19 protein-coding genes are annotated in these 23,201 nt (G+C 50.8%); 6 read left to right on the top strand and 13 right to left on the bottom strand.

The features are described from left to right. The first annotated feature begins 104 nt into the window (after window positions 1-104). A complete protein-coding gene (gene dinG / locus FT643_RS02525) occupies window positions 105-2,240 on the top strand; it encodes an ATP-dependent DNA helicase DinG (RefSeq protein WP_156869097.1) in 2,136 nt (711 codons plus the stop codon). 469 nt (window positions 2,241-2,709) lie between these two features. On the opposite strand, the gene FT643_RS02520 is transcribed toward dinG, so the two are convergent. Continuing rightward, on the bottom strand, window positions 2,710-3,033 hold the full coding sequence (locus tag FT643_RS02520; protein WP_156869096.1) for a PilZ domain-containing protein: 324 nt from the start codon (window positions 3,031-3,033) through the stop codon (window positions 2,710-2,712). Window positions 3,034-3,265: 232 nt separating this feature from the next. Here FT643_RS02520 and FT643_RS02515 point away from each other — a divergent pair, with 232 nt between their 5' ends. Next, window positions 3,266-5,146, top strand: a complete 1,881-nt coding sequence (locus tag FT643_RS02515; protein ID WP_156869095.1) for a sensor domain-containing diguanylate cyclase — start codon at window positions 3,266-3,268, stop codon at window positions 5,144-5,146. 33 nt (window positions 5,147-5,179) lie between these two features. Here the strand turns inward: FT643_RS02515 and FT643_RS02510 are convergent, their stop codons facing one another. The 8 genes from FT643_RS02510 to rapA all read right to left on the bottom strand — a co-directional run bounded on the left by FT643_RS02510 (window position 5,180) and on the right by rapA (window position 13,636). Further along, window positions 5,180-5,362: a hypothetical protein gene (locus FT643_RS02510; RefSeq protein ID WP_156869094.1), complete on the bottom strand. Its 183-nt coding sequence runs from the start codon at window positions 5,360-5,362 to the stop codon at window positions 5,180-5,182. A gap of 191 nt (window positions 5,363-5,553) precedes the next feature. Next, window positions 5,554-6,126, bottom strand: a complete 573-nt coding sequence (locus FT643_RS02505) for a TetR/AcrR family transcriptional regulator (RefSeq protein WP_156869093.1) — start codon at window positions 6,124-6,126, stop codon at window positions 5,554-5,556. Continuing rightward, window positions 6,119-7,081: an alpha-L-glutamate ligase-like protein gene (locus tag FT643_RS02500; RefSeq protein ID WP_198043257.1), complete on the bottom strand. Its 963-nt coding sequence runs from the start codon at window positions 7,079-7,081 to the stop codon at window positions 6,119-6,121. Before FT643_RS02500 ends, FT643_RS02505 begins: the two co-directional genes overlap by 8 nt. Beyond that, entirely contained in the window at window positions 7,078-8,616 is a 1,539-nt protein-coding gene (locus FT643_RS02495; RefSeq protein WP_156869092.1) for an inactive transglutaminase family protein, read from the bottom strand. The genes FT643_RS02500 and FT643_RS02495 overlap by 4 nt, the downstream gene beginning before the upstream one ends. Next, window positions 8,617-9,270 (bottom strand): ATP-dependent zinc protease family protein, encoded by a 654-nt coding sequence (locus tag FT643_RS02490; protein WP_198043256.1) that lies wholly within the window; start codon window positions 9,268-9,270, stop codon window positions 8,617-8,619. Between the two features lie 109 nt (window positions 9,271-9,379). Next, the gene (locus tag FT643_RS02485) at window positions 9,380-10,036 is read right to left on the bottom strand and encodes an alpha-ketoglutarate-dependent dioxygenase AlkB family protein (protein WP_156869090.1); all 657 of its coding nucleotides are present in this window, start codon (window positions 10,034-10,036) and stop codon (window positions 9,380-9,382) included. A 90-nt stretch (window positions 10,037-10,126) separates the two neighbouring features. Then, on the bottom strand, window positions 10,127-10,747 hold the full coding sequence (locus FT643_RS02480) for an RluA family pseudouridine synthase (protein ID WP_156869089.1): 621 nt from the start codon (window positions 10,745-10,747) through the stop codon (window positions 10,127-10,129). 33 nt (window positions 10,748-10,780) lie between these two features. Beyond that, window positions 10,781-13,636, bottom strand: coding sequence for an RNA polymerase-associated protein RapA (gene rapA / locus FT643_RS02475; RefSeq protein ID WP_156869088.1), 2,856 nt, complete (start codon window positions 13,634-13,636; stop codon window positions 10,781-10,783). A 155-nt stretch (window positions 13,637-13,791) separates the two neighbouring features. On the opposite strand from rapA, the gene FT643_RS02470 reads away from it, so the two are divergent. Continuing rightward, on the top strand, window positions 13,792-14,691 hold the full coding sequence (locus tag FT643_RS02470) for an aspartyl/asparaginyl beta-hydroxylase domain-containing protein (RefSeq protein ID WP_156869087.1): 900 nt from the start codon (window positions 13,792-13,794) through the stop codon (window positions 14,689-14,691). A 91-nt stretch (window positions 14,692-14,782) separates the two neighbouring features. On the opposite strand, the gene FT643_RS02465 is transcribed toward FT643_RS02470, so the two are convergent. Beyond that, window positions 14,783-16,321: a carboxylesterase/lipase family protein gene (locus tag FT643_RS02465; protein WP_156869086.1), complete on the bottom strand. Its 1,539-nt coding sequence runs from the start codon at window positions 16,319-16,321 to the stop codon at window positions 14,783-14,785. A 186-nt stretch (window positions 16,322-16,507) separates the two neighbouring features. On the opposite strand from FT643_RS02465, the gene FT643_RS02460 reads away from it, so the two are divergent. Both FT643_RS02460 and FT643_RS02455 read left to right on the top strand, forming a co-directional pair. Further along, entirely contained in the window at window positions 16,508-17,635 is a 1,128-nt protein-coding gene (locus FT643_RS02460; RefSeq protein ID WP_198043255.1) for an NADH:flavin oxidoreductase, read from the top strand. 193 nt (window positions 17,636-17,828) lie between these two features. After that, the gene (locus FT643_RS02455) at window positions 17,829-19,055 is read left to right on the top strand and encodes an MORN repeat-containing protein (RefSeq protein WP_156869085.1); all 1,227 of its coding nucleotides are present in this window, start codon (window positions 17,829-17,831) and stop codon (window positions 19,053-19,055) included. A 21-nt stretch (window positions 19,056-19,076) separates the two neighbouring features. Here FT643_RS02455 and FT643_RS02450 read toward each other — a convergent pair whose 3' ends face one another. Together FT643_RS02450 and FT643_RS02445 are read right to left on the bottom strand one after the other, a co-directional pair. Beyond that, a complete protein-coding gene (locus FT643_RS02450; protein ID WP_156869084.1) occupies window positions 19,077-20,297 on the bottom strand; it encodes an HDOD domain-containing protein in 1,221 nt (406 codons plus the stop codon). Between the two features lie 176 nt (window positions 20,298-20,473). After that, a complete protein-coding gene (locus FT643_RS02445; protein WP_156869083.1) occupies window positions 20,474-21,880 on the bottom strand; it encodes an ABC1 kinase family protein in 1,407 nt (468 codons plus the stop codon). Between the two features lie 261 nt (window positions 21,881-22,141). Between FT643_RS02445 and FT643_RS02440 the strand changes: the two genes are divergently transcribed. Continuing rightward, the gene (locus FT643_RS02440) at window positions 22,142-22,330 is read left to right on the top strand and encodes a hypothetical protein (protein WP_156869082.1); all 189 of its coding nucleotides are present in this window, start codon (window positions 22,142-22,144) and stop codon (window positions 22,328-22,330) included. Window positions 22,331-22,354: 24 nt separating this feature from the next. Here FT643_RS02440 and FT643_RS02435 read toward each other — a convergent pair whose 3' ends face one another. Then, window positions 22,355-23,194, bottom strand: a complete 840-nt coding sequence (locus FT643_RS02435) for an MBL fold metallo-hydrolase (RefSeq protein ID WP_156869081.1) — start codon at window positions 23,192-23,194, stop codon at window positions 22,355-22,357. Between the last annotated feature and the right edge of the window lie 7 nt (window positions 23,195-23,201).

Raw genomic sequence — 23,201 nt, 5'->3', positions numbered from 1 at the left:
CCTTGCTGCCGCCCCCTGTTAAGACGTGCAGCCGTTTCAACCGCGTCTTCGTGTAGAATAGCAGTTCACCGAATTTCACTCCCCACTAGTTATCAGCGAGCCCAATGCTAACAGACGACCTTAAGCTGCAAATACAAACCGCATACCGGGAGTTTCTGAATCGTAAGAATATAAAGCCTCGCTATGGTCAGCGTCTTATGATCGCAGAGATCGCGAAGGCGCTTACCGGTATTGCCATGGATGGGGAGGGCAAGCGTACCGGAAGTAACCATGTTTGCGTTGTTGAAGCCGGTACAGGCACCGGAAAAACCCTTGCGTATCTATTAGGCGTGATGCCGGTTGCCGCGTATTTGGAAAAAAAAGTCGTATTAGCAACGGCAACGGTGGCGCTGCAGGACCAGGTAATTAAAAAAGATATTCCCGATGTGCTGAAACAAAGCGGATTGAACTTCAGCTATTCGCTGGCGAAAGGGCGCGGTCGCTACCTGTGTCTGAGTAAACTGGATCGGATGATGACGCCGGGTCAGGATGCTGGCACCACAATGGCATTATGGGAAGATCACCAGCAGTTTGCCGTGGATAAACACGAGGCCGAGTTGTATCGGGAGTTGGACCAGGCGGTCGAAGCCGGGCGCTGGGATGGTGACCGCGACAGTTGGTCTGCCGCAATTCCGGATATGACCTGGCGTCGAATCACCAATGATCATCGTGGTTGTACCGGACGTAATTGCGGTTTTTACGAAGACTGCCCGTTTTTCCTTTCGCGTAATGACATCTACCGGTCGGATTTGATTGTTGCTAACCACGATCTGGTGTTAGCTGATTTGGCGATGGGGGGAGGCATGGTGCTGCCAGACCCGGAAGATACAATTTATGTTTTTGATGAAGGACATCATTTGCCGGACAAGGCGTTAAATCACTTTGCCTGCTCCTCCCAGATTCGCAGTACTATCAGTTGGCTTCATGATGTGGCTAAACTGCTGGAATCGCTTATTCAAAGTGCCGGAGCCGATAGCATGGCGGCCAGCGTGCTGCAAAACCTGCAACCGGTTAATACCTTCCTTGAGGAGCAATTAGGGCTGTTGTTCAGTAGTTTATCCCCTCTGTCTGACAATGCCGACCAAATGGATGCGGATCAGGGTCGATGGATTTACCGTTTCAATAACGGAGTAGTGCCGGCCGAATTACAGCGCCAGATGGAGCAATTGATTCAGCCCACCCTGGAATTGATTAAACATTTGCAGATGCTTAATGACTGGCTGCAGGAAGGAATGGAGGGCAAGCGTTCCGATATTACCAAGCCCGATGCCGAAGCCTGGATGCCGGTGGCGTCCACCCAATTGGCTCGTGCCGAAATTTTATTGTCGGTATGGCAACGCTACCAACAAACCGATCAGGAAAAGGGCCCTCCCTTTGCTCGCTGGCTTAGTTTTGGCCAGAGTCAGAATGGGTTGGACGTCGAGCTTTCAGCTTGCCCGGTGTTGGCCAGTGAGGTGTTATCCCGTTATTTGTGGAATCGGGCATTCGGTGTAGTGGTGACCAGTGCGACGCTGACTGCGCTTGGGACATTCGATCGATTTCGGTTTCGGTCAGGCGTTCCCGCCGAGAGCCATATGAGTGTCGTACCGAGCCCGTTTAATTACGAAAGCAGCGGAGCGATCCGGGTGCCGGCTTTGGCGTGTGATCCCGGAGACAGCGTGCGGCACACTGCAAACCTGGTCGAATATGTGAACCTAAGCTGGGATCAGTCCAGTGGCACCTTATTTCTATTCAGTTCCCGGCGTCAGATGGAAGAGGTTCTAAAGCAATTGCCGGAGTCAGTTCAGCAGCATATTCTGGCGCAAGGCCAATGGGGTAAGAACGAAATTGTGCGACGCCACAAAGAGGCGGTGGACAGTGGCCAGCCCAGTGTCATCTTCGGTTTAGCCAGTTTTGCCGAGGGCGTGGATTTACCGGGGGACTATTGCACCCGTGTTGTGATAGTGCGGTTGCCGTTTGCCGTGCCCGAAGATCCTGTTGATGCGACGTTAGCTGAGTGGATTCAAAGCCGTGGTGGAAATCCGTTTATGCAAATCACCGTGCCGGATGCGGCAATCAGGTTGAAGCAGGCAGTGGGCAGACTGCTACGTTCGGAGTCCGATAAAGGCGAGATAATCATTTTTGACCGACGTATCATAGATAAGCGTTACGGTAAGCTATTGTTGCAAAGCATGCCGCCTTTCCCTTTAGTGAGGGGGTGATGATGGCGCCTATACATTCAATATTGTGAATGTGGTGTGGTTGGTCCCTTAATGGTGGTTTTAGCACACAATTTTCAGAACGCAAGTTTTTCAATTGTCCACAGATCCTGTGGATAACTATGTGAATAAACTCTTTAAAACCACACTAAGGCAGCATAAATTGCAGCCTTGATTCAAAATGGTCGAAAAATGCACTCCTATTTGAAATATTCTTGTTTATCAATAAGTTATTGAATGTAAATAGGAGAGAAAAAAAATTGCCAAATTTTTGGCTGTGTTTATGTTGCCGGTTTCAGAGATAAAATCAGGCTTGTTGATAATTAGCTGCGGTTGCGGAAGTGGTTTGTTAGTAGTGAGCTGTAACTCGTTGATTGTTTCAATTGCGTTACAGAGCGCAAAAGGGGTGTGCCTCTGCTATTCAGGCTGATGCAAAGCCCCGGGGTGGCCGGGGCTGACGGGATAATGAGCGTTAGTGGTAGCTTGCAAGCATGGTATTCATTCGATCTGAGGGGTCCACCAGCCGGAACCCTGCGTCATATTGGGTATTGCTTTCGTCGCTCTGGCACCAGCGGCATTCGGCCTGGACCCCGATAGTAAAGAAATCATCAAAGGTAGACGCATCTTCAATTTTAAGTACGTATTGTCTGTTTTTTTCTATGGGTTTCTCACTGGTAATCAGAAGTCCGCTTTTGGAAATGTCCACAACGTGGCCAAATAAACCGTTATCGGCAGGGTCGTACACCCGTAAGTAGTAAATCAGATGGGTGCGGGGTTCCTTGCGTTGATCTTCCATGTTCAGTGCTCCTAACCAGGTTTGTTGAGTCAAAAATTTTACGCTGGGATGAATTCAACATAGCTCTACGGGGTGGAATGGTCAATTTTAAGCCAGTAATCGCTTGCCAGCCCCGTGAAGTCTAACTACATTTCATTCTTTTCCTTTTTCTCTGTAGCCTTACCTAAGAGCAGCTTTAGGCAAAGAACAAAAAGCATACGACGGATAGAGTGATTTCCGCCAGGAGTTGATATTGGAAAAGGGTTTGCAATCAACCGCACAAACGATTACCGCTATTGTTCTCTTGATCATGGCGGCTGTCCAGAGCGTTTCTGCCAACTCTACGCCCTTGCGGGTGGTCGACACACAGAATATTTCTCAACATGAGAACATCTCCCGCTTTCTGGATTATATTGAACAGCGTCAGCGGCAATTCGCGATAGAAGATCTGGTCGCGGATCAGACGTTGAAAGATATGCCATGGGTAGAAAACCATTCCGACAGCCCTGGCTTCGGCTTTGACACTAACACGTTTTGGTTTCGTGTGGTGGTTAGCAACAACGCCCCGAATGTGGTTAGCCGTCTGCTGGAGATTAAAAATCCGGTGCTGGACGAGGTCTTGTTCTATCAGGTCAACAGTCGCGGGGTTATTGAAAACGTATCCCAGACCGGCGACGGCAATCCAGCTTCTGCGCGCCCGTTCTTCCACCATAACCTGATACTTCCATTCACAGTACCGCCGACAGAAACGCACTACCTTTATTTTCGTGTGACCACCGCCGGCTCGTTGGAGTTTCCTGTGATTTTATGGGAGCCCGGCGCTTTCCAGAAACGGGATCAAATCTATTTGCTGTTATATGGTGCTCTGTTTGGCGTCATTCTGGTGATGGGGTTGTATAACTTTTTTATCTACGCCTTGTTCAGGGACCGCAGCATGATCTTTTATTCCGGCTTCTCAATCGGGCTGATGTTGTTTTTGGCGACTATCCATGGTTTCTCTGCTCAATATTTCTGGCCCGACATAAGTTGGCTGAGAGAGAACGCATTGATTCTGGTGATTCCGTTTACGTTGTTTTTCTCGCTGATGTTTTCCTCCACTTTTCTGCAGCTCGACCGAGCCTTACCGCGACTGAATAAAGCCGTGGTGATGCTGGCAATGGTGTGCCTTGCGATGCTGGTGATGGCCCCCCTGACACCGTATTCAACGTTGATACGAGCCTGTGCAGCGCTGGTGCTACCGGTTAGTCTTGGTGGCATTGTGGTGGGGGTGATGCGTTGGTTGCAGGGCTATCAACCGGCGCGCTATTTTGTGATCGCCTGGACCGCGTTTCTGGGGGCCATTTCGTTTTATGCGTTATCCAAGTTCGGCTTGTTCTCGCGCAGTGCTTTTAGTGAATATGCGGTTCAGGTAGGCGCTGTGGCTGAAGCGGTGTTGTTTGCGTTTGCCCTGGCGGATAGGATGAATATGCAGAGAAAAGCATTTGAGCAAGCCCAGGCGAAAGCGCTGGACCTGCAGAAGGCGGCTAACGAACGCCTGGAGATGAGCGTTGCTGACCGCACTGTTGAGTTACAAGCTGCGATGCAAGAGCTGGAAGAGGCTAATCAGAGATTGCAATCGTTGACCAGGCAGGATGGCTTAACGGGAATCCGCAACCGGCGTTTTTTTGATGAGAAACTCGAACATGAATGGCAACGCAGTTATCGCAGTGGCGAGCCATTGGCGTTACTGTTAATTGATATTGATTATTTTAAAGTGTTTAACGATGAGCACGGGCATTTGACCGGAGATGAATGTCTGAAGGCGGTTGCTCAAGTGATTGATTCGGCTCTGACGCGTCCTTCGGATTCTGCTGCGCGTTTCGGCGGCGAGGAGTTTGTGGTTATTCTGCCTGAAACCAATGTGGAAGGGGCAGTTCATGTCGCTGAAAATATACGATTGGCAGTGGCAGGGAATGGGGTTGTGACCGAAGAGGGTGTGCTCAACGTCACCGTCAGTATTGGTGCTGCTGCGTTGATCCCGCAAAAGGATCAGGCACCACAGGCCTTGATCGCCATTGCGGATCAATCGTTATATGCCGCTAAATCTGCCGGACGTAACTGCACCCGCGTCCCGGCTCAACTGACCCGGGTCTGACGCAGGAGAGGCTGCTAATATTGGTTTAGCGAATCAGTTATAGCCACGCTCGAAAGAATGATTGATTTCTTTGTCCGTGGGGCGGCAATAACGTTGCTTGAATTTGATGAAATGACCCAGACCGTAACCATAGAGTCGTTCTGATTTTTTCACTGGATTGTGTGCGGGCTTTGCTGCGTGGCTGGTTTTGCTATCAGCTTTGTTGGTCAGTTTCATACTGCCTTCTCCTTCACCCCGGTCATACCAAAGTCGCTCTCAACGACCCCTCTGATGACATGCCGGACGATTTGCATGGTTGCGTATTCAATGTCGAGTATTAGGTGCTGCTACCCGTCAAATATTACCCATTTTGATTTGTCAGGCAAATTTAGAGAAGTAACAAGATGCAACAAACGGTGGTGGAGGGGCTATTCTGTGCCTTCGCGCCATAATTGGAAAAGCGTTTCCACTTCGCTGCGCATATCCTGATCTTTGTCGAGGGTCCAGGAGTAGACGGTGCCCAGGGTCAGATTCATCAACAGATTCAGCACAATGTGGTTCGGAATGTCCGGTAGAAAGCCTTCACTTTTCATGGCATTAAAGAAAGCGTCCGCAAAGGCCTGGTTCTCACCCACTACCTGTTGGCGAAGCCGCTGTATGTCCTCCATAAATTCGCCGGCTTCCCGGATCAGCACCAATGAAAAATTACGGTTCTGGTCAAGGTAATCGGCAATGGCAAAACACGTGGTTTCAAATCGTTTTAACGGGTGTCCCGGGCCGACAAGATGAGTCAGCGCAATGTCCCTGATGGCTTGCAGATCTGAACGTACCACCGAAAGCAGCAGTGCTTCTTTACTATCGAAATGTTTATATATTGTGGCCTTGCCTACCCCCGCCAGAGTGGCGATTGATTTCACTTCGGAGTTGCGGAATCCCTGACGGGCAAAAACGTCTCGGGCTGCATTCAGAATGCGGGCTCTTCGCTCGGGGTTTTCATCCATAAGCTTGAGCAGCAAACTTATCGCGTATATCGATTCCCAGCTTCACTCGTTTTTTGGGCGAGGCGGGAATGGTGCCGATGATTTTCATGTATTCGAGTACCGGACCCAAACCCTGTTGGTTGGCTATCTGAATGGCGAGTCCGGGCCGGGCGTTCAGTTCAAGCATCATGGGCCCCATGTTGCGGTCCAGGACTATGTCGACGCCCAGATAACCCAGGGGGGCCAGGTCGTAGCAGCTGGCAGCCATTTCCATTATGCGCTGCCAGTGGGGGATTTCCAGCCCGGCGATGGGCATATCCGTATCCGGATGGTATTGAATCGGCTTGGATTGCATGACACCGTGGCTGGTGATGCCGGAGCCGATATCGATTCCCACTCCGACAGCACCTTGGTGCAGATTGGCGCGGCCATCGGATTGGCGGGTCGGCAAACGGATCATTGCAAACACCGGTACACCACGAAATACAATAAGGCGAATATCCGGTACACCTTTGAAGCAAACGTCGGCAAAACACGGATCGAATTGTACCCGGTATTCGATAATTGCCGAGTCCGTGTCGCCGCCCAGGCTGTACATTCCACTGAGTATATTGGATATATGGTGCTTGATCTGCTCAAGGGTAACCAGGCTGTCATTGGCCTTGCGGAAGTGACCGTTCGAGTTTTTGCCTGCGATTACCAGAATGCCGTTTCCGCCACTGCCGCAGGCCGGTTTGATCACAAACTCTTTATGATGCGAGAGCAGGGCATCCAGGTGTTGGCTTTGGTGTTCCAGTTCGATATGTCCGTAAAGTTCCGGCACCGGAATATGACTTGCAACGGCCCGTTGCTTGGTAATGATCTTGTTGTCCACCAGCGGATAAAAGCTTCGCTGGTTATAAGGCATAATGAATTCTGCATTGCGCCGGTTCATACCGATGATGCCCAGCTTGCGTAAGCGGGTCCAGGGCATCATATTTTATCAGCCTCTTTGATGAGGCTACGAAAACGCCATAGTTCCAGTAAGCGATAGCCCGTGTATCGGCCCAACACCAGTGTGATCGCCAATACGATTAACAGGCATTCAGGGAACACGAATATAATGTGCCCCAGTTGCGGGTTGGTCATGACCAGGTATCCGATTATGGCTGAGAACATACTGCCCATGCCGAGCTTAATAGCCTCCTGTGTGCCGTTTTCTTCCAGTACTATGGACATGCGTTCAATAGTCATTGCCAGGATCACCACCGGGAAGAGGGCGACGGAAAGTCCGCGTTCCAGTTCGAGCTGTACGCTGATAATGCTGAAAAAGGCTATCAACATAATGACAATGGTGAGTACGGCGGCCAGCCTGGGTACTAATAATAGTTTGAGTTTTTCCAGGTAAAGCCGCAACGTAAGTCCGACGATCACCAGCGCGGTGAACAGAATCACTCCCCACATAAGGGACGTTTCCCGAAAAGCCAGGGCAATCAGGACCGGCATAAAGGTTCCGAATGTAGCCAGCCCCACCAAGTTTCTGAGTATCACGATGACCAGCGCACCGAGCGGCACCATCAGGATAATCCGGTACACATTCTGGGTTTGTACCGGCAATGCGAACAACGAAAAATCCATGAGGCGGGAGTTGGTTTGACGGGCCCACTGTTCTGCGATTGACACTTGTGACAGCGCGTGTCGTGAGATCGAAAAGTCCACTTCTGCAGGCTGTCCGCCGGCTATGGTCACGAGAGGATCATCGCCGGTGCGCCAGACAAGAATATCGTCACGAAACCCTTGTTGACCACTCACCGGGTCGAAGGGTACCCATTCAAAATCGTTGTGTACTTCAATCCAGGGCACCAGGGTGCCGTGTTTAACCAGATCCTGTAGCGGCAATACATAGACAATTCGGGCAGGTATACGCGCTCCGGCCAATATATCGATCAGCTGGCGCACCCATTCCACCGAGCCACGCCCGGTTTTATTAATCAGCGAGATGTTTTGGTCGGGCTTGGGGTTGTTCAGTCGCAACAGCAGTTCGCGGGTGAAGGTCACTATGTCTGCAGAATGTGAGCGCACATCTTTTAGTACTGCCCGAACCGCTGAGCCCAGGGGCTCTTCATAGATGGGAACCGAAGGATACGGAGGGCGGGGCGAGGTATTCCTTTCATAGGGCGAGGAATCCCGGGTGAACTCCATCCTGTAATACAGCACTTGTTTGCCTTTGGCGCGGCGTACAGCCCACAACGCTTGCTGGTTAACGTCGTCTCGTTCCGTTGCCAGACCGTAATTACTGGAAATGAAGTCTTCGTTCAGTTTCACAAATCCAGGCGGATCCCGGGGCACATAGAAACTGGCTTTTGCCGGGCCTCCGTTGGCTTTAAACTGTAATTTGGCTTCTACTGTCCACACATCGGATTGCTGTGACGGGAGCAGCGGCAAGCCAAGAGATTTGTGCTTGTAATAGGCCAAGCTAAGGGCGATAGCCGTCAATACGAGAGCTATGATGCTGATTTTGTGTTTTGTCATTTAAGTTTTTCTATGTTCGCTTTGATCGGTTTGGCTATCTTTGTCTTCTTTCGCGGGCGTATTCTGATTATCAGTTTCGTTATCAGCCGCCGTCGTAGTCAATTCTTTTCCATCGATATCCAGACGGGTATACGCCTCGTTTGAAGTTCGCAAATACGTGTTGTCGGGGTCAATAATAGCGATGTCCTTCAGAAAACGCCTGCCCAATAGTACCGGATAGAGAAACTTACTGCGATCGGTCAGGGTGAATTGAGCTGTATATTCAACACCGCCCATGATGAACGGCAACATCACCACGGGGCGTTCGACGTTGGACCGCTTGTGTTGCTTGATAATCACTTTGCGGTAGAGCGGGGCTTCGATGGTCACCACTTTTTTGCTTTTACCGGGTTTGTATTTGTTATTGCTGAGTTTGGTGCTGCTGCCAAACTGAAAGCGCACCCAAGGCTGGCCGTCCTTATCAAAATGCTCAATGTTTTTGGCATGTATGGAGCTGGTCTTGGCACCTGTGTCCAGTTTGGCTTTGGTTTTTATCTGCCACGGTTTTAGCCACATAAACTCAAGCCAGCCAAGAATGACCTTTTCCTTGATTTCGTGGTTGTCATGCGACTTGCCATCTGCATAGGCGGGGCTGTGCGTTGCGATTATGCTCAAAAGGATACATCCGACAATGGTTCTGATGAAAAACTTCATACTGGGAATTTGTTTACTTTCAGGTTTGTTAGGACGCGAATTGTAATTCGACTGGGATTGAAACGCACCTCTATTTGCTAGAACCGGTATCCAGAATTCGCCGGAATGTGAGATTGATGCGCGGTTCAGAAGGTGTTTTGCTTTTTGGAATCTGATGTAACCAATGATGTTGAAGTCCCCCTTTCATGATCATTAAGTCTCCGCTCTGCATCGGAATTTTCAGTTTCTTGCTGGGATGCAGGCGGTGTTTTAGCTGGAATTCCCGGGTGCCGCCCAGTGACAGCGAAGCAATAGTGGGATTAGTTCCCAATTCCGTCTCGTTATCAGCATGCCAGCTTACGCTATCATGTTGATTTCGATAAAGATTCGCCAGCACACTATTAAAATGGTTGTCACTGTACGCTTCGAGATCCTGCTTGATGGTCCTCAGACAATCGATCCAGGGAAGGGGTTCCATGGCGATACCGGAATAACCATAGTGTATACCCGGGTCTGCGAACCAAGCCTGCAGACGGGGTAGTGACGTCATTTTTCCGGCGATGCGTATTTGGTCCTGTCGCCAGGGAACCTGCTGATATAATTGAGAAAACAGCGCTCCTGCCTGGTCCGGAGTGTAATAGTGTTTCACCCACAGGATCTCTCCGTCTTCGAGCTCAATAAGTTCGACCCGCTGCACGCCGGAATTACCAAATAAGTCATCAAATACAAAGAAGTCTTTCTGTGCCATAGAAATGCCCTCTCTAGGTATACGATTTATCCTAACCTTATGAACCCTGGCGGGCAAATGAAACGGATTGGGGACATAAAAGGGTTGCGCTTAAAAGGGTAGGGGGGCTTCCATGCGAATGCGCTGTCCCTGCCGCGGGTGGGTGAAGCTCAGTCGATAAGCATGCAACATCAGGCGCGGGCTCATTTGGGCGATGTGCGCTGGCGCATAGAGTGTGTCGCCAACAATGGGCATGCCGATGGCCATCATATGTACCCGTAGCTGGTGCGACCGTCCGGTTACCGGCGTTAGCCGCAGACAATTGCCGGAAGTCGAGTGTTTCAAGAGCTGATACCGGGTCAGTGACGGCTTGCCTGTTTGGTAGCAAATCTTTTGTCGGGGGCGGTTGGGCCAGTCAGTGATCAGTGGGAAATCAATTTCCCCTTCGGCTGCCGGGCAATCGCCATAGGTGACTGCGTGGTATTCTTTTTCGGTTTCGCGGTCGCGGAACTGACGGCTGAGTTCGCTTTGGGCGGCTTTTGTTTTGGCGAAAAGCATAACACCGGAAGTGGCGCAATCGAGGCGATGTATGACCAGTGCCTGGGGATAAAGGGAGGCGCAACGGGTTTGCACAGAATCCTGCTTGTCCGGTCCTCTACCGGGTACGGACAGCACTCCAGGCGGTTTATTGACGACCAGAAGCTGGTCGTCTTCGAACAGGATTTCAATCATGCTAATGACCAGACAAGGTTAGCGTGATCCTTTTCAAGAAACGGTAATCATAATGCGCAAGCCATCCAGGCGGTACTGTCCGTTTTTTTGTAACGTCGCTGGCCCCTGTTCCAGCATGCGTTCAACGCGCTGAAGCTGCAGGGTAATGTCCTGCTCTTTAGCCAGTGCTTGTAGACGCTGCTTTTCTTTTGACCAGAACTGAATATAAGACTCCGTTGCCTGCTCTACTAAGGCCTGCTTGCGCACTTCCATGAGGTCATTACCTTTGCTCAGCATGTCCAGTATCGGCTCCTGGATCTCTTTCAACATTGGACTGATTAAATCCGGTTTGACGCGTTTAAGCTGTTTGTCCAGCGCGTCAGTTTCGACTGCGGAGCTGATGTCCCGTCCGCGCTGATCCAATAGCAAACGCACCGGTGTGGCTGGCAACAGTTGACCCAGCTCCAGTTCGCCGGGTGCCGGGCATTCCACGATATAGAGGGTTTCCAGCAGAATTGTGCCTTCTTTTATTTGCTTGTTCTTCAGCAAACTCATTACGGAGCTGCCTTTGCCACTGGTAATAATCATGTCTATCGCATTGCGGACCATCGGGTGATCCCAGGTCAGCAATTCTATGTCTTCCCGACCTAAGGCGATTTTGCGCTGGTATGTAGCGCTGAACCCGTCTTCCGGTAAATTTGGGAAGTTGGTTTGTTCAAGTGAGGTACCAGGCCGAATCAGCGTTATCGATTCAGACAGTTCTTCCTCATCCACACCATAAGCATTGAAGACCTGTTCCATAAAATCACGCAGCTCCGGATCATCGTCACTGTCTGCCACTGCATCAATTAAACTCTGCACTGTACCGTCACCGCGGGAATGAAGCTCAAGCAGCCGGTTGCGGCCATGAATAAAGCGCTCATGTAAATCGGCAACCCGCTGTTGTGTTTTGGTGTTGAGTTCGTCCAGTACGTTATCATCGGCCAGTGCAATGGCCTGCAGGAACTCAGCGTTGAGATTCTCGAAAATTACGCTGTGAGAGGCTTCGGTCTTGACGAAAGCGTTGAACCCCTGATCGAACCAGTTGAGCAGCCGTTGCTGATGGGTGCCCGCCATGAACGGAGTATATATCTGTATATCATGCTGTTGTCCGATGCGGTCCAGCCGGCCGATGCGCTGCTCCAGTAAATCAATGGAGGCGGGAAGATCGAACATCACCAGTTGGTGGCAGAATTGGAAATTGCGGCCTTCACTTCCGATTTCCGAACAGATTAATGCCTGGGCGCCGTCTTCTTCCGCTGCAAACCAAGCAGCACTGCGGTCGCGTTCAATCAGGCTCAGGTCTTCATGAAACGCACTGCACTGGATGCCGCCCTTAAAATGCAGGTGGGCTTGCAGGGCGCAGGCGGTGTCTTTGTTGTGACAGATCACCAGAAATTTCAATGTGCGATTTTTTTTCAGAGTCTCCGTCAACCAGGCAACCCGGGGGTCCTGACTGATCCACTGGACCTCGGATAGTTCGGTTTCCGGATACAGCTGCTGGTCCAGGGTAGGCAATTCCAGGTCCCGATACACTTCTGGTTGCGTAAGTTCAACCCGTGTTAAAGATCGTTCCGGAAACCCGCTGATGCTATCCCGGGTATTGCGGAACAGAGCCCGACCGGTGCCATGTTGATCCAGTAGGCGGGTAGCCAGAGTGATGAAATCTTCTTTGGTGCCGTTGTCTGCTTCCAGCTTTGCGATGAGCTTGAGGCTGGATTCGTCACTCAGTAGTTGTCGCAGCCATTGCAGTTGTTCCGCGGTTAGGGCTTTATGGTCGATCAGGCGCTCCGCGACCAGAGCAATTTCATTGAAGCGCGATTGTTGCTCAATAAATTCGGGTAAGTCCTGATATCGCAACGGGTCTAATAAATGCAATTGGGCGAAGTGACTTTCAGGACCTTCCTTCTCGGGTGTTGCCGTTAGCAGCAGCAGGCTTTTTGCCTGCAGGCTGAATTGCTCTACCAGCTGATAAGCCGGGCTGGGATTTTCCGGCTGCCAGGCCAGGTGGTGGGCTTCATCCACGATCAGTAGGTCCCAGGGGGAATCCAGCGCCGCGTTGGCCCAGCGTTGGTGTTGCAGCAGAAATTGGATGGAGCAAAGCACCAGCTGTTCGAACATAAACGGATTGTCAGTATCCTGCTGTTCACAGAGTGCTTCGCATTGGTCCTGATCCAGCACCCGCACAGGCAGGTTAAAGCGCCTTCGCATTTCCACCAGCCATTGATGTACCAGTGAGTCAGGTACCAGTATCAACACGCGCTGGATTTTACCGCTGATGAGCTGCTGATGGGCAATCAGGCCTGCCTCGATGGTCTTACCAAGGCCTACTTCGTCGGCCAGCATGATTCTGGGGTGCGAGCGGTCGGCTACCGTTTTGGCGATATGGAATTGATGAGGGATCGGGTCGACTCTGGCACCCATGAAGCCCTTAGCCGGATGTTGGTCGTAGGCCGAATTCAGTTGCCAGGTTTTCAGTCGCATACTGAAGTTTTTGTAATGCTCAAAGTGACCCTGTAGCAGGCGCTTCAGGGGTTCCGGCATGCGGCTGCTGCCCTGAACCTGGCTTTCGCAGAGAATTTTTACTTCCCGCTCAGTCTCGCTTTCCGCTTCATAAAAATAGAGACCTTCTTCTTCGTGGCGGGTCAGTACCCGGAAATGCGTACCGTCGTCGGTTTCAATCATGTCGCGGGGGTGGAATTCCAGACGGGTAAGCGGGGCATTCGCCTGAGCGTAGTTTCGGAGTTCTTCAGTGGCAGGAAAAAAGAGGGTTACGGTGCGTTCATTGACCTGGGTGACAATGCCGATACCTAAATCGGTTTCGGCCGTGTTTGACCAGCGTTGACCTATATGAAAAACCTGTTCGACCATGGGACTCACTACTCCGCTCAAATTCAGCGCTGGATTCTAACAAATTGGCCGTGAACAAATAACTGTTTCAGGCGACTGATTCAGGTCAATCGCATTGGAAATTGCCTTTTGTTGTGTATATTCTTGCTTCATCTGTGGCTGAGGATCGTTTGACAATGAAATTATTTTTGCTCTGCGTCGTAATCTACGTGTTTTGCATTGTGTTTGTACGGATGCGAAACCGGTCGACATTTGATCTGAAGCGTCAGTTGACAGACTTTTCAACTTTTATGGTGCCGTTTAATATCCCGGCCTATTTGCTCTCCAGGATCCCTACCACCGCCCGCATTGAGCGCAAATGGTTCCCGGAGCTGGACGTTATTGAAAGCAACTGGGAGACAATACGGGATGAGGCGTTACACCTTTATGAGCACGGGCAAATCACGGCAAAAGACGATTTGCCCGCCAGCAGCTTTTATAAGGATAATCGCTGGACCAGCTTTTATCTGAAACTTTACGACAACCGGATTCCGTCGGCGTACGATCTGGCACCCAAAACAATGGCGTTGTTGGAGCAAGTGCCCTCACTGAATATTGCGTTGTTTGCGGTGTTGATGCCGGGCAAAAAGCTCAACAAGCATCATGATCCTTTCGCCTACACGGTGCGGTATTCCCTGGGGCTGAGCACACCCAATGCCGATAGCTGCGGTCTGATTATTAATGATTTCGATTACAAGTGGAAAGACGGTGAAAGCATTGTCTTTGACGAGACCTATCTGCACTCGGCCTATAACGACAGCGATACACCGCGCATCATTTTGATGACCGACGTTGACCGCCCCTTAAGCAGTAAGTTACTGCAGAAGCTCTATTGGTACTTCGGTCGATTTTTCAATCGCCTGTTTATGATTGATAACGTTGATCCAACCCACACCGGCGTAGGAAACAAACTGGGTAAAGGTCTGACCGCGTATAAGAATTTTCTGAAACGTATCAAGAAGAAAAACAAGCCGCTTTATGTTGGTGGAAAGGTGGTGGTTATTTGCAGTGTTTTGTATCTGATATTTGCCCGTTGACAACGATAATCTTGGGATAGACCATAAAAAAGCAGGGCGATTGTGCATCCCCTGCTTTTTTTGTGGTGACGATGTTCGGTTGGAATTCGGTTTAGAGCACGTTCTCCCAAAGCGGGGCTGTGCCCTGGAACGGATCTTCCTGTAAGCCGGTTTTGGTATCGAAGCACATTACCTGACGGCTGTCTTGGTTGAAAGCAGTCCACTTTCCCACCCGGTCGGTTGATGGATCTCCGGAACGGGCGAAGGCAATCCAGCAGCTTTGAACCGTGGCGCTCAGTTTCGCAGAGTCGTCGCCGCCACCGGTCAGAAACTGCCCCGCAGTGGTCCCGGTATGGCCAAACACGAAGGGGATATCGCTGGCGTGACATGCCTTCAATGGGCCTTTGTCCCAGTTGAATTGGAACATAAAGACCTGCTCACTGTGTTTGCTTTGTTGTTCGGCAATGCGGAGCGAGGGAATGCGGAACATGCGGTCACTTTCGAAGGCACTGAAAATGTCACTGTAAGAGACGTCGGTGTTGTTTTGTTGGAACCGCTTTTGATAGAGGTTGGCCGCCCGTTCGCCCATACCCGGCAAGCTTGTTTCACAGCGATTTATCAAATCCAGTTTACCCATGTCCTCAGCATTATCCGTGTTAGCAACCCGATTGACACCGGGCATATTCAGAAACAAATTCCACTCATCCCGGGTACAGCCGACCATCAATGGAATATGGCCTACGTCCCCGTTGCGAATTGCAGATAAAGGTTGTTGTGAGACGCTTACTCCGTCGATCACGGGCAAGAGCGTGATCCCTGTTTGCATCACCGGTTGGCCGAAAGCACCCCGGTTGATCTCGTGCTTAAAACACGCTTGCTGTGCTTTTATAATTTGTGATGTGGAAAGCTGCCACAGCTTTTCCGGTTTGGTGGCGTCGATATCGGCCGCTTTCAGGAAGCGCCTGGTGATTTCAGTGGCTTCGGAATGCGTCAACACCTGATCAGCGCCGCCGCTTTGCAGAATGGCGCGTTGAAACAGGCCGGTAGCGAGCGGAGATGCCAGCAGGGTGGCAATGGACCAGGCCCCTGCTGACTCACCGAACAGCGTGATTTGATTGGGATTGCCTCCGAAACTTTCTATATTTTTTTTGATCCATTTCAGCGCTTCGATTTGGTCTAGCAGGCCGTTGTTGGCGCTGACTTCATATTCATCCGGCAGCAGATCATTGAGGTATAGAAAGCCCAGGGCACCCAGGCGATAGTTCAACGTGACCACCACGACATCGCCGTTAACCGCCAGTTCACGTCCCTTGTAGATGACCTGGGAGCTGGCGCCGGTGACAAAGCCGCCACCATGAATCCAAACCATCACCGGGCGTTTTTTGTTGTCGCAAGCGGGGCTCCAGATATTCAAATACAGGCAGTCTTCGCTGGTTTGTTCTATGCCAAAGAATGGGATGTTTTCCTGTGGTGCGGCATCGCCGAAGCGTTCGGCTTTGAAAGGCTCCTCGAAGGGCAATAGTGGCTCAGGCGCTTTGAAACGAGCTACTCCAATGGGCTGCTCCGCATAGGGTATTCCGCGAAACTCCTGATAGCCGTCACATTGAATTCCAATAATTTCCCCGCAGGGAGTAGAGACGCTTACCGACATGAATCATCCTATCTATGTGGTTTTTGACTTTGGTTTGTGGAGCCCGGCAAGGAGACAGCCGGCTTCGCCTTTTGGCGACAATTATTTCCTTAAATTTGGCATATATCCCTTTTTACTGGCCTGTTTATAACCTTTAATATGGCGCGCACATTCAAGTAGCAATAGCCGTGTGGCAAGAGAGCAGTCATGAACCAACCTGTATCCATGAAAACCGGGTCGCCTTTATTTCAACCTTTTCAGTGTAAATCGCTTAACTTAAAAAACCGGATCGTGATGGCGCCCATGACACGCCACTTTTCGCCGGGGTTTATCCCGGGTGATGATGTAGTAGCATACTATCGTCGTCGTGCTGAAAACAACGTTGGCTTAATCATTACCGAAGGCACGACTATAAATCAATGCGCATCGAACGGTTATGAAGGTGTTCCTGCTTTTCACGGCGAGGCATTGTTGGGCTGGCAAAAGGTAGTCGATGCTGTGCACTCGGCAGGTGGCAAAATTATGCCCCAGCTTTGGCATGTAGGAACCGTTCGCCGTCCCGGCGTGGGCCCTGATGGGGATGTGCCCGGTATGGGGCCATCTGGTATTTCCTCTGCGGGTAAGCGTAAGGCGCATACCATGAGCGAACAGGAAATACAGGATTGTATTGATGCATTTGCCCAGGCGGCTGCGGATGCAGAGGCCTTGGGCTTTGACGGCATTGAGCTGCACGGTGCACACGGTTACCTTATTGATCAGTTTTTCTGGAAGGTGACGAATGAACGCAGCGATCGTTGGGGCGGTTCATTTGAAAAGCGCTCGCAATTTGCCGTGGATGTAGTGAAGGCAGTGCGAGAAAAGGTGAGCGAGCAGTTTCCGGTAATATTCCGTTTTTCTCAATGGAAGCAACAGGACTATGATGCTCGTTTGGTGACGTCTGCAGAGCAGCTGGATCAATTTTTGAAGGTCTTGGTTGACGCCGGGGTCGATGTTTTTCACGCCAGTACGCGCCGTTTTTGGGAGCCTGAATTCACCGGCTCTGATCTGAATCTTGCGGGTTGGACGAAAAAACTAACCGGTTTGCCCACTATCAGCGTCGGTAGCGTCGGGCTGAATTCCGATTTCATTGACGCCGTTTTTAAACGCGAAGGGCCGGAGGTGGTAGGGAAGCGCAGTATTACTGACCTGGAAGAACGCCTGGAGAGCCAGGAATTCGATCTGGTCGGGGTGGGGCGCGCTCTGTTACAGGATCCGGCTTGGGCTGAAAAAGTTGGCAGTGGCCGTTTTGATGAGATCGAAGATTTCGATCGTAACAGCATGGACACACTCTATTAGTATTCGTCGTTAAACTTATTAGGTAGAATTAGGTGTCGTTGCCGTGTTTTTATTGGGTGAAACGGCCTCAATGCACGGTCAAAATTTCAAAAAAACCAGGTCTCTGCTATAAACTAAAGAGTATTGGCGTTTTTCAGAGCCAGGTTTTTTCTATCAAAATCAATTTATTTCACGTAGACCGGAAACTGACACAATGATATTTCGACGATTTCTAGTTCTGGGCTGCATTACACTGTTGATGAGTTCAACCGTGTTTGCCGCTGGCGAGTATGTGGGGGAACGGAATGCCTTTAACCGCTTTCATGGCAAGGGTACTTATAAATATACCAATGGCAATGTCTATGAAGGCGAATGGGTAGACGGCCGCAAAAGCGGAGAAGGCACCCAAACTTGGCCCAGTGGTGAGAAATACAGTGGTAGTTGGAGTAATAATCGCGAACATGGTGAGGGCACAAAACAGTGGCCTAACGGCGATCGTTATTCCGGTGAGTGGCTGCAGGGTAAAATGAGCGGAAATGGGTCCTTTAATTGGGCAAACGGAGATGTTTATACCGGTGCATTCATCGCTGATCAGCCCCATGGAAAAGGTGTGTTCACGCAGGCGAACGGGACAAAGTACGAAGGCAATTGGACCAATGGTAAGCGTAACGGTGAATTTACCGTCACTTTAAAGGACGGCACCGTTTCCCGCGGTACCTGGAAATCCGGAGTTGCGCCCAGTAATGCCACCGTCGTGCTGGCGGGTGGTGAGCTGTACAGCGGCCCGGTCAGTGGCGGCTTTTTACCGAACGGAAAAGGCACCTGCACCAAGGCCGGTAAGCCGTCCACTTGCGAATATAAAGCGGGTAAAAAAGTGGCAGTGGTTGCCGCCGTACCCAAACCGGCACCAAAGCCTGCACCCAAACCGGCGCCGGTAGTTAAAGCGCCTGCAGAACCAAAAGCGGACGCCAAGCCATTTGATGGCGGTGCCGCGGCGGCACCGGTGGTCGCGGAAGCACCGAAACCGAAAGATCCCCGGACTCATCGGGGCGAACGTGCTGATGGCAGTCAGTTTTTCTTCAAGCACAGCTGGGGGGGTGTCAGTGAAGGCTCCACTGAGCTTTCTGTTGAAAAGGATATCAACGAGTTCGGTGCGATGCAGATTAAAGCGTCCGGGGGCGGTTTTGATATAGTCTTTACGGTGGACGAATACATAGGACCCGCTACTTATAAATTGGCTTATTTCAAGGCATCGATCCAAAAGGCGGGCGAAAGCACGGTTTATCGAACCTCTGCCTCGGAGCCGGGCACATTGACAGTCCTGGAGGAGAGTAATGGTAAGTTGATCGGTACGTTCTCGTTTACCGGCTACCCTTACGGTAATGTGGGTAGTGATAAACGACAGGTAACGGAAGGCGAGTTTGCCATTCCGTTAAAATAGTATTCGATCGAGTCACCTGTTTCAGGCCACCAGTAATTGGCGGGTATCCTCCAATTGGCTTTTGGCCTGATCCAGGATCTCGGTCATCTGGTGCGCGGTGTTTTCACCAGGGAATAATCTGCGAAACGCCGGAATCTTATTTATTCGCGCGAGTTTTTCTTCACTGACCATATATTGATTGAGGTGCGCCACGATCACCAGATCGGCAAAGTCCGGCTCCCCTTCATGCTGATAATTCCAGTTTTCTGAATGGGTCGCAGTGGCCACCATTTCTTCATTGAAACCCCAGCGTTTTAAAATCAACGGTCCTAATTCAGTTTTAAGATCCTTAATTGTCTTTTCCAGTGTTTGCGGATTATTCATCAGGTTCGGGTAGTGGTGGGCATACATCAGCAAAGGCACCACACCTATGTCGTGAAGCAAACCGGCCAACAAGCCTTGTTCTGGATCCAGTCCCTTCACGTTCTGCGCCAACACGTAGCTCAGTGCGGCTATCTCTATACTGTGTTGCCACAGGACGTCCATTCTTTGTTTCAGTACCGGGGTCGAGGTTTTAAACAATTCTTTCACCGTGAAACTGGTGACCAGTTGTTTGGTGGTCTGCATACCCAGTCGCACAATGGCCTGGGAGCTGGTTTCGAATTCTTTGGTGCCCCGGAATAGAGGGCTATTGGCTGCTTTGATCAGTTTAGCTGCGACGACGGGATCGGTATTAACGGCCTGGGATATTTTTTTTGCGTTGTTGGTACCGTCATCAATCATGCGCCGAATGCGCACTGCAACTTCGGGTAGGCTGGGTAAAACCAATTTGTTGTTACGCAGGTCAGAATAGATATCCAGCAGTAATTGTTTGTCCTCGGGCTGGTCTTCGCGCAGGGCTTTCTTTACCTCATAGTGATCACCCGGTGCTTCCCGTAATAACGCTTGCAAGGTGGATGTCTCTATCTGTAAAACAGCCGCCCCTGATCGTGCATAGACATCGTATTGACGAGGTCGCTGATGTTGAATTGGGGCCATGGCATCCGCACTGTGGGCCACCAGGCTGATGGGGGCTGAGCCGCCAGTGTCTATCTGCAGTTCCCCGGCAAGCAGAAAGTAGTGAAAGTGGTCGGTGTCCCCGGCGCTAAACAGAATCTGATCCGGAATGAGCTTTATCAACTTGCTATTATTTGCCAGCATGATGAGTTGCTGCTCGTTCAGGTAACGCAGCAATTCAAACTCTTTGAGTTGTTCGGTATTCATAGCGGATTGCTTCACTGTAATGGGAGCGGAGTGTTGCTTTAAGTATAGGAAGTGATGGGGAAAACGTGACCTTGAATATAATAGATTGTGAAGTTGAGCGTGATTGGGGCTGGCCAGGTTGCCACCACGATAAGGGGTGGCTGGCAGCCTGGCGTGTTGCGGTTTATGCCAGAAGCTTATTCGCTAAGGGCGGGTTCCGCTACATAGGGTGCCAGTATATCCGATCCGCGAATTTCCGCTTTCAATACAGACATAAAAGTGTAAGCGCCCATGATTTTCCGAACCAGGAACATGAGTTCCCGCGGTGGCATTGTAAAATGGCGGTTGGAACCGGCTGCCGATAATCCTGCCTGCATACTGAGGCGTGCCGGCAGGTTGCTGTCTCCCCAAATGTATTCGTTTTTATCATTGAGTAAATAGGAGGGGGGTGGAAAGCGCTCCGCATCGGCAAACGGCTCGATCGCCATATAGCAGAGTTTTAATAGCCCTCGGCGGGCGTCGTCTGGTGTATTGGGGCGAAACAGGTTTAATTGATCCATGGCTTCGAGCAGCATCTTGTCGTCGTGCAGATAGGCAGCGGCGACGATTTTTCTGCCGGGGATCAAGGTATGGTCAGAGAACTCGCGCACGGCACCGAAATCCAACAGAACGATTTTATCGATTTCATCGATCCCGTTTCCGAGTTGAACGAAGTAGTTACCAAAGTTAGGGTCGGTTTGCATTTCGCCCCATTCGAAGACTTCCTTCCAGCATAGATCCAGCGCGGCGCTGCAAATTTGATTGCGACGCTGTTGCGATAGTGCTTTGGTGTCGGCCGCGTCAATGTTGAGACCGGGCTCATAGGCGGTAGCGACGACCCGTTTACTACAGAACTGGTCATACACTTTTGGAACGACAAAGCGGTTGTCACCTTTCAGGCGCTCCCGGAACAGCTTGGTTTTTTCGCGCTCATGATCATAGTCCACCTCGCGGTGCATCATTTCACGGATTTCCTGAAACCAGGCTTTGAATTCCTCGGTAATGGGGACTAATTTCATCACCCTCAGCAACGTTTCTACGGCACTCAGATCGCTGTCCACCGCTTCTGCAACGCCGGGATATTGCACTTTCAGGCAGATTTGTTCGCCACTACTTATGATGGTGGCTTTGTGTACCTGTCCTATTGATGCTGCACCTAAAGGCGTTTCTTCAATATTCAGCAAGGCCAGCCTGTCGTCGCCCAGCTCTTGTACTAATTCCTTATGGATCGTTGCCCACTCCAGCGCAGCAGTGTCATCTTCCAGTGTGTGCAATGCCTCAGTCACTTCTACCGGCAGGAAATGCTCTCCGTACAGTGCCATCATCTGACCGATCTTTACAATGCTGCCTTTGAGCTTACCGATTTCATCTGCCAGATAATGGGCTTGTTTAGACAGGATTTGCTTTTGCTTTCCGGCTCGTTGATCTTTAGCGCTAAACATATTGCCGGCTGATTGCGCTGCCAATCGAGTGCCAGCAACAAACCCGGCCCTGGCCATGCTAAAACGCCGTTCAAAAGCACCGGTTTTGACCCGTTTAAGCGTTGATTTTGGTTTATCTGACATTGAACACCTTACTTAATGGACGCACTAGGCATCCTTTTCCCGAAACCCGTAATGATCGTCGTTGCCCTCGGCTGACGAACTGCTTCACTAACGAATAGGGCTGGATGTTACCTTATATTGTTTTCAATTTCAGTTGCCATTCTGTTCATGAAGGTTGTACAAATGAGATTGGTAGTGGCTTCGCGGGAGCGAATCGGTGGACTGGTTGTCTATAATCCAGGTTAATATTGCGTTGATTGATATGAGTGTGAGGTTCCGATTGTGTCCGATGAAAATGTAGTGGATTTTGACTCCGCGCGGGAAAGGCTCGCCCCTGAGCGTAAGGAAAAAGCCGCCAAAGAGGTGCGCAAGCAATTTCAAACCGCGATGGGTTGGAACAGTTGGCCAAAAACCAAAAAAGGTAAGGGAGGTAGCAAGGGACCAGGCCCTAAGAAAGGCAGGAAGCGTTAGCGGTCGCGAGGCAAAAGGGCTCTATCAGTTCCATACCCACACGCCTTGATGTTCACTGGCGAGCGATTCTTTCTCAAGCTTTTGCAGGTGAGCCAGTAATGAAAATCGGGCTATTCCGTGTAAATAGGGGGGTACATCGTCGTATACCAGTGGTGTCAGGTGCTCAAGATCGAGGTCCGGATTCGCTTGAAGACTGCTGATTACCTTTTTCTCGCGCATGAGTCTGTGTTGGATTAAACCTTCAATAATCGCTTCGGGGTGCTCTATCAATGAACCGTGAGCGGGAGCCAATTGAGCTAGCGTTATCTTCTTCAGCTTGCGTAACGAACGCAGATAGGCTTGCATATCACCATCCGGTGGCATGATCACCACCGTTGACCCTTGCATAATATGATCACCGGTGAACAGCAGGGATTCCTGCTCAAGATAGAAGCATAAATGGTTAGAAGCGTGTCCCGGAGTATGAATCGCTTGCAGTCGATATTCTTCGGTCTCGATGAAATCCCCGTCACCCCAGATCTGATCAGGTGCGAAGGCCGGATCCTGTGCGTTGAGGTTAGCGGCACGCATGCCGATGACCCGTCCACCTGTGGCCTCCCGCAGCTGATTGGCGGCCGGGGAGTGATCCATGTGAGTATGAGTGCATAGGATCCAGCGTACCGGTGCTTGCAGCGCTGACGCCGCCGCAATAATGGCGTCGACATGGGACTCAATGGCGGGGCCGGGGTCTATTACAGCAAGTTCCTGGTTACCCACCAGATACGTGTTCGTGCCCGGTCCGGTCATCATGCCGGGATTGGGCGCTGTAATTCTACGAACTCTCTGGGACAGAACCGTGGCTTCACCGTGAATAATACTCGACATCTATTTT

This window comes from Ketobacter sp. MCCC 1A13808 (assembly GCF_009746715.1).
Classification (GTDB): Bacteria; Pseudomonadota; Gammaproteobacteria; order Pseudomonadales; family Ketobacteraceae; genus Ketobacter.
This window is presented reverse-complemented; position numbering and strand designations above follow the sequence as displayed.

Excerpts from the sequence above, each read along its gene's own strand:
- dinG (WP_156869097.1), top strand. The coding sequence starts at position 105 with ATGCTAACAGACGACCTTAAGCTGCAAATACAAACCGCATACCGGGAG.
- FT643_RS02520 (WP_156869096.1), bottom strand. The coding sequence starts at position 3,033 with ATGGAAGATCAACGCAAGGAACCCCGCACCCATCTGATTTACTACTTA.
- FT643_RS02510 (WP_156869094.1), bottom strand. The coding sequence starts at position 5,362 with ATGAAACTGACCAACAAAGCTGATAGCAAAACCAGCCACGCAGCAAAG.
- FT643_RS02505 (WP_156869093.1), bottom strand. The coding sequence starts at position 6,126 with ATGGATGAAAACCCCGAGCGAAGAGCCCGCATTCTGAATGCAGCCCGA.
- FT643_RS02500 (WP_198043257.1), bottom strand. The coding sequence starts at position 7,081 with ATGATGCCCTGGACCCGCTTACGCAAGCTGGGCATCATCGGTATGAAC.
- FT643_RS02495 (WP_156869092.1), bottom strand. The coding sequence starts at position 8,616 with ATGACAAAACACAAAATCAGCATCATAGCTCTCGTATTGACGGCTATC.
- FT643_RS02485 (WP_156869090.1), bottom strand. The coding sequence starts at position 10,036 with ATGGCACAGAAAGACTTCTTTGTATTTGATGACTTATTTGGTAATTCC.
- FT643_RS02480 (WP_156869089.1), bottom strand. The coding sequence starts at position 10,747 with ATGATTGAAATCCTGTTCGAAGACGACCAGCTTCTGGTCGTCAATAAA.
- rapA (WP_156869088.1), bottom strand. The coding sequence starts at position 13,636 with ATGGTCGAACAGGTTTTTCATATAGGTCAACGCTGGTCAAACACGGCC.
- FT643_RS02470 (WP_156869087.1), top strand. The coding sequence starts at position 13,792 with ATGAAATTATTTTTGCTCTGCGTCGTAATCTACGTGTTTTGCATTGTG.
- FT643_RS02465 (WP_156869086.1), bottom strand. The coding sequence starts at position 16,321 with ATGTCGGTAAGCGTCTCTACTCCCTGCGGGGAAATTATTGGAATTCAA.
- FT643_RS02460 (WP_198043255.1), top strand. The coding sequence starts at position 16,508 with ATGAACCAACCTGTATCCATGAAAACCGGGTCGCCTTTATTTCAACCT.
- FT643_RS02455 (WP_156869085.1), top strand. The coding sequence starts at position 17,829 with ATGATATTTCGACGATTTCTAGTTCTGGGCTGCATTACACTGTTGATG.
- FT643_RS02450 (WP_156869084.1), bottom strand. The coding sequence starts at position 20,297 with ATGAATACCGAACAACTCAAAGAGTTTGAATTGCTGCGTTACCTGAAC.
- FT643_RS02445 (WP_156869083.1), bottom strand. The coding sequence starts at position 21,880 with ATGTCAGATAAACCAAAATCAACGCTTAAACGGGTCAAAACCGGTGCT.
- FT643_RS02435 (WP_156869081.1), bottom strand. The coding sequence starts at position 23,194 with ATGTCGAGTATTATTCACGGTGAAGCCACGGTTCTGTCCCAGAGAGTT.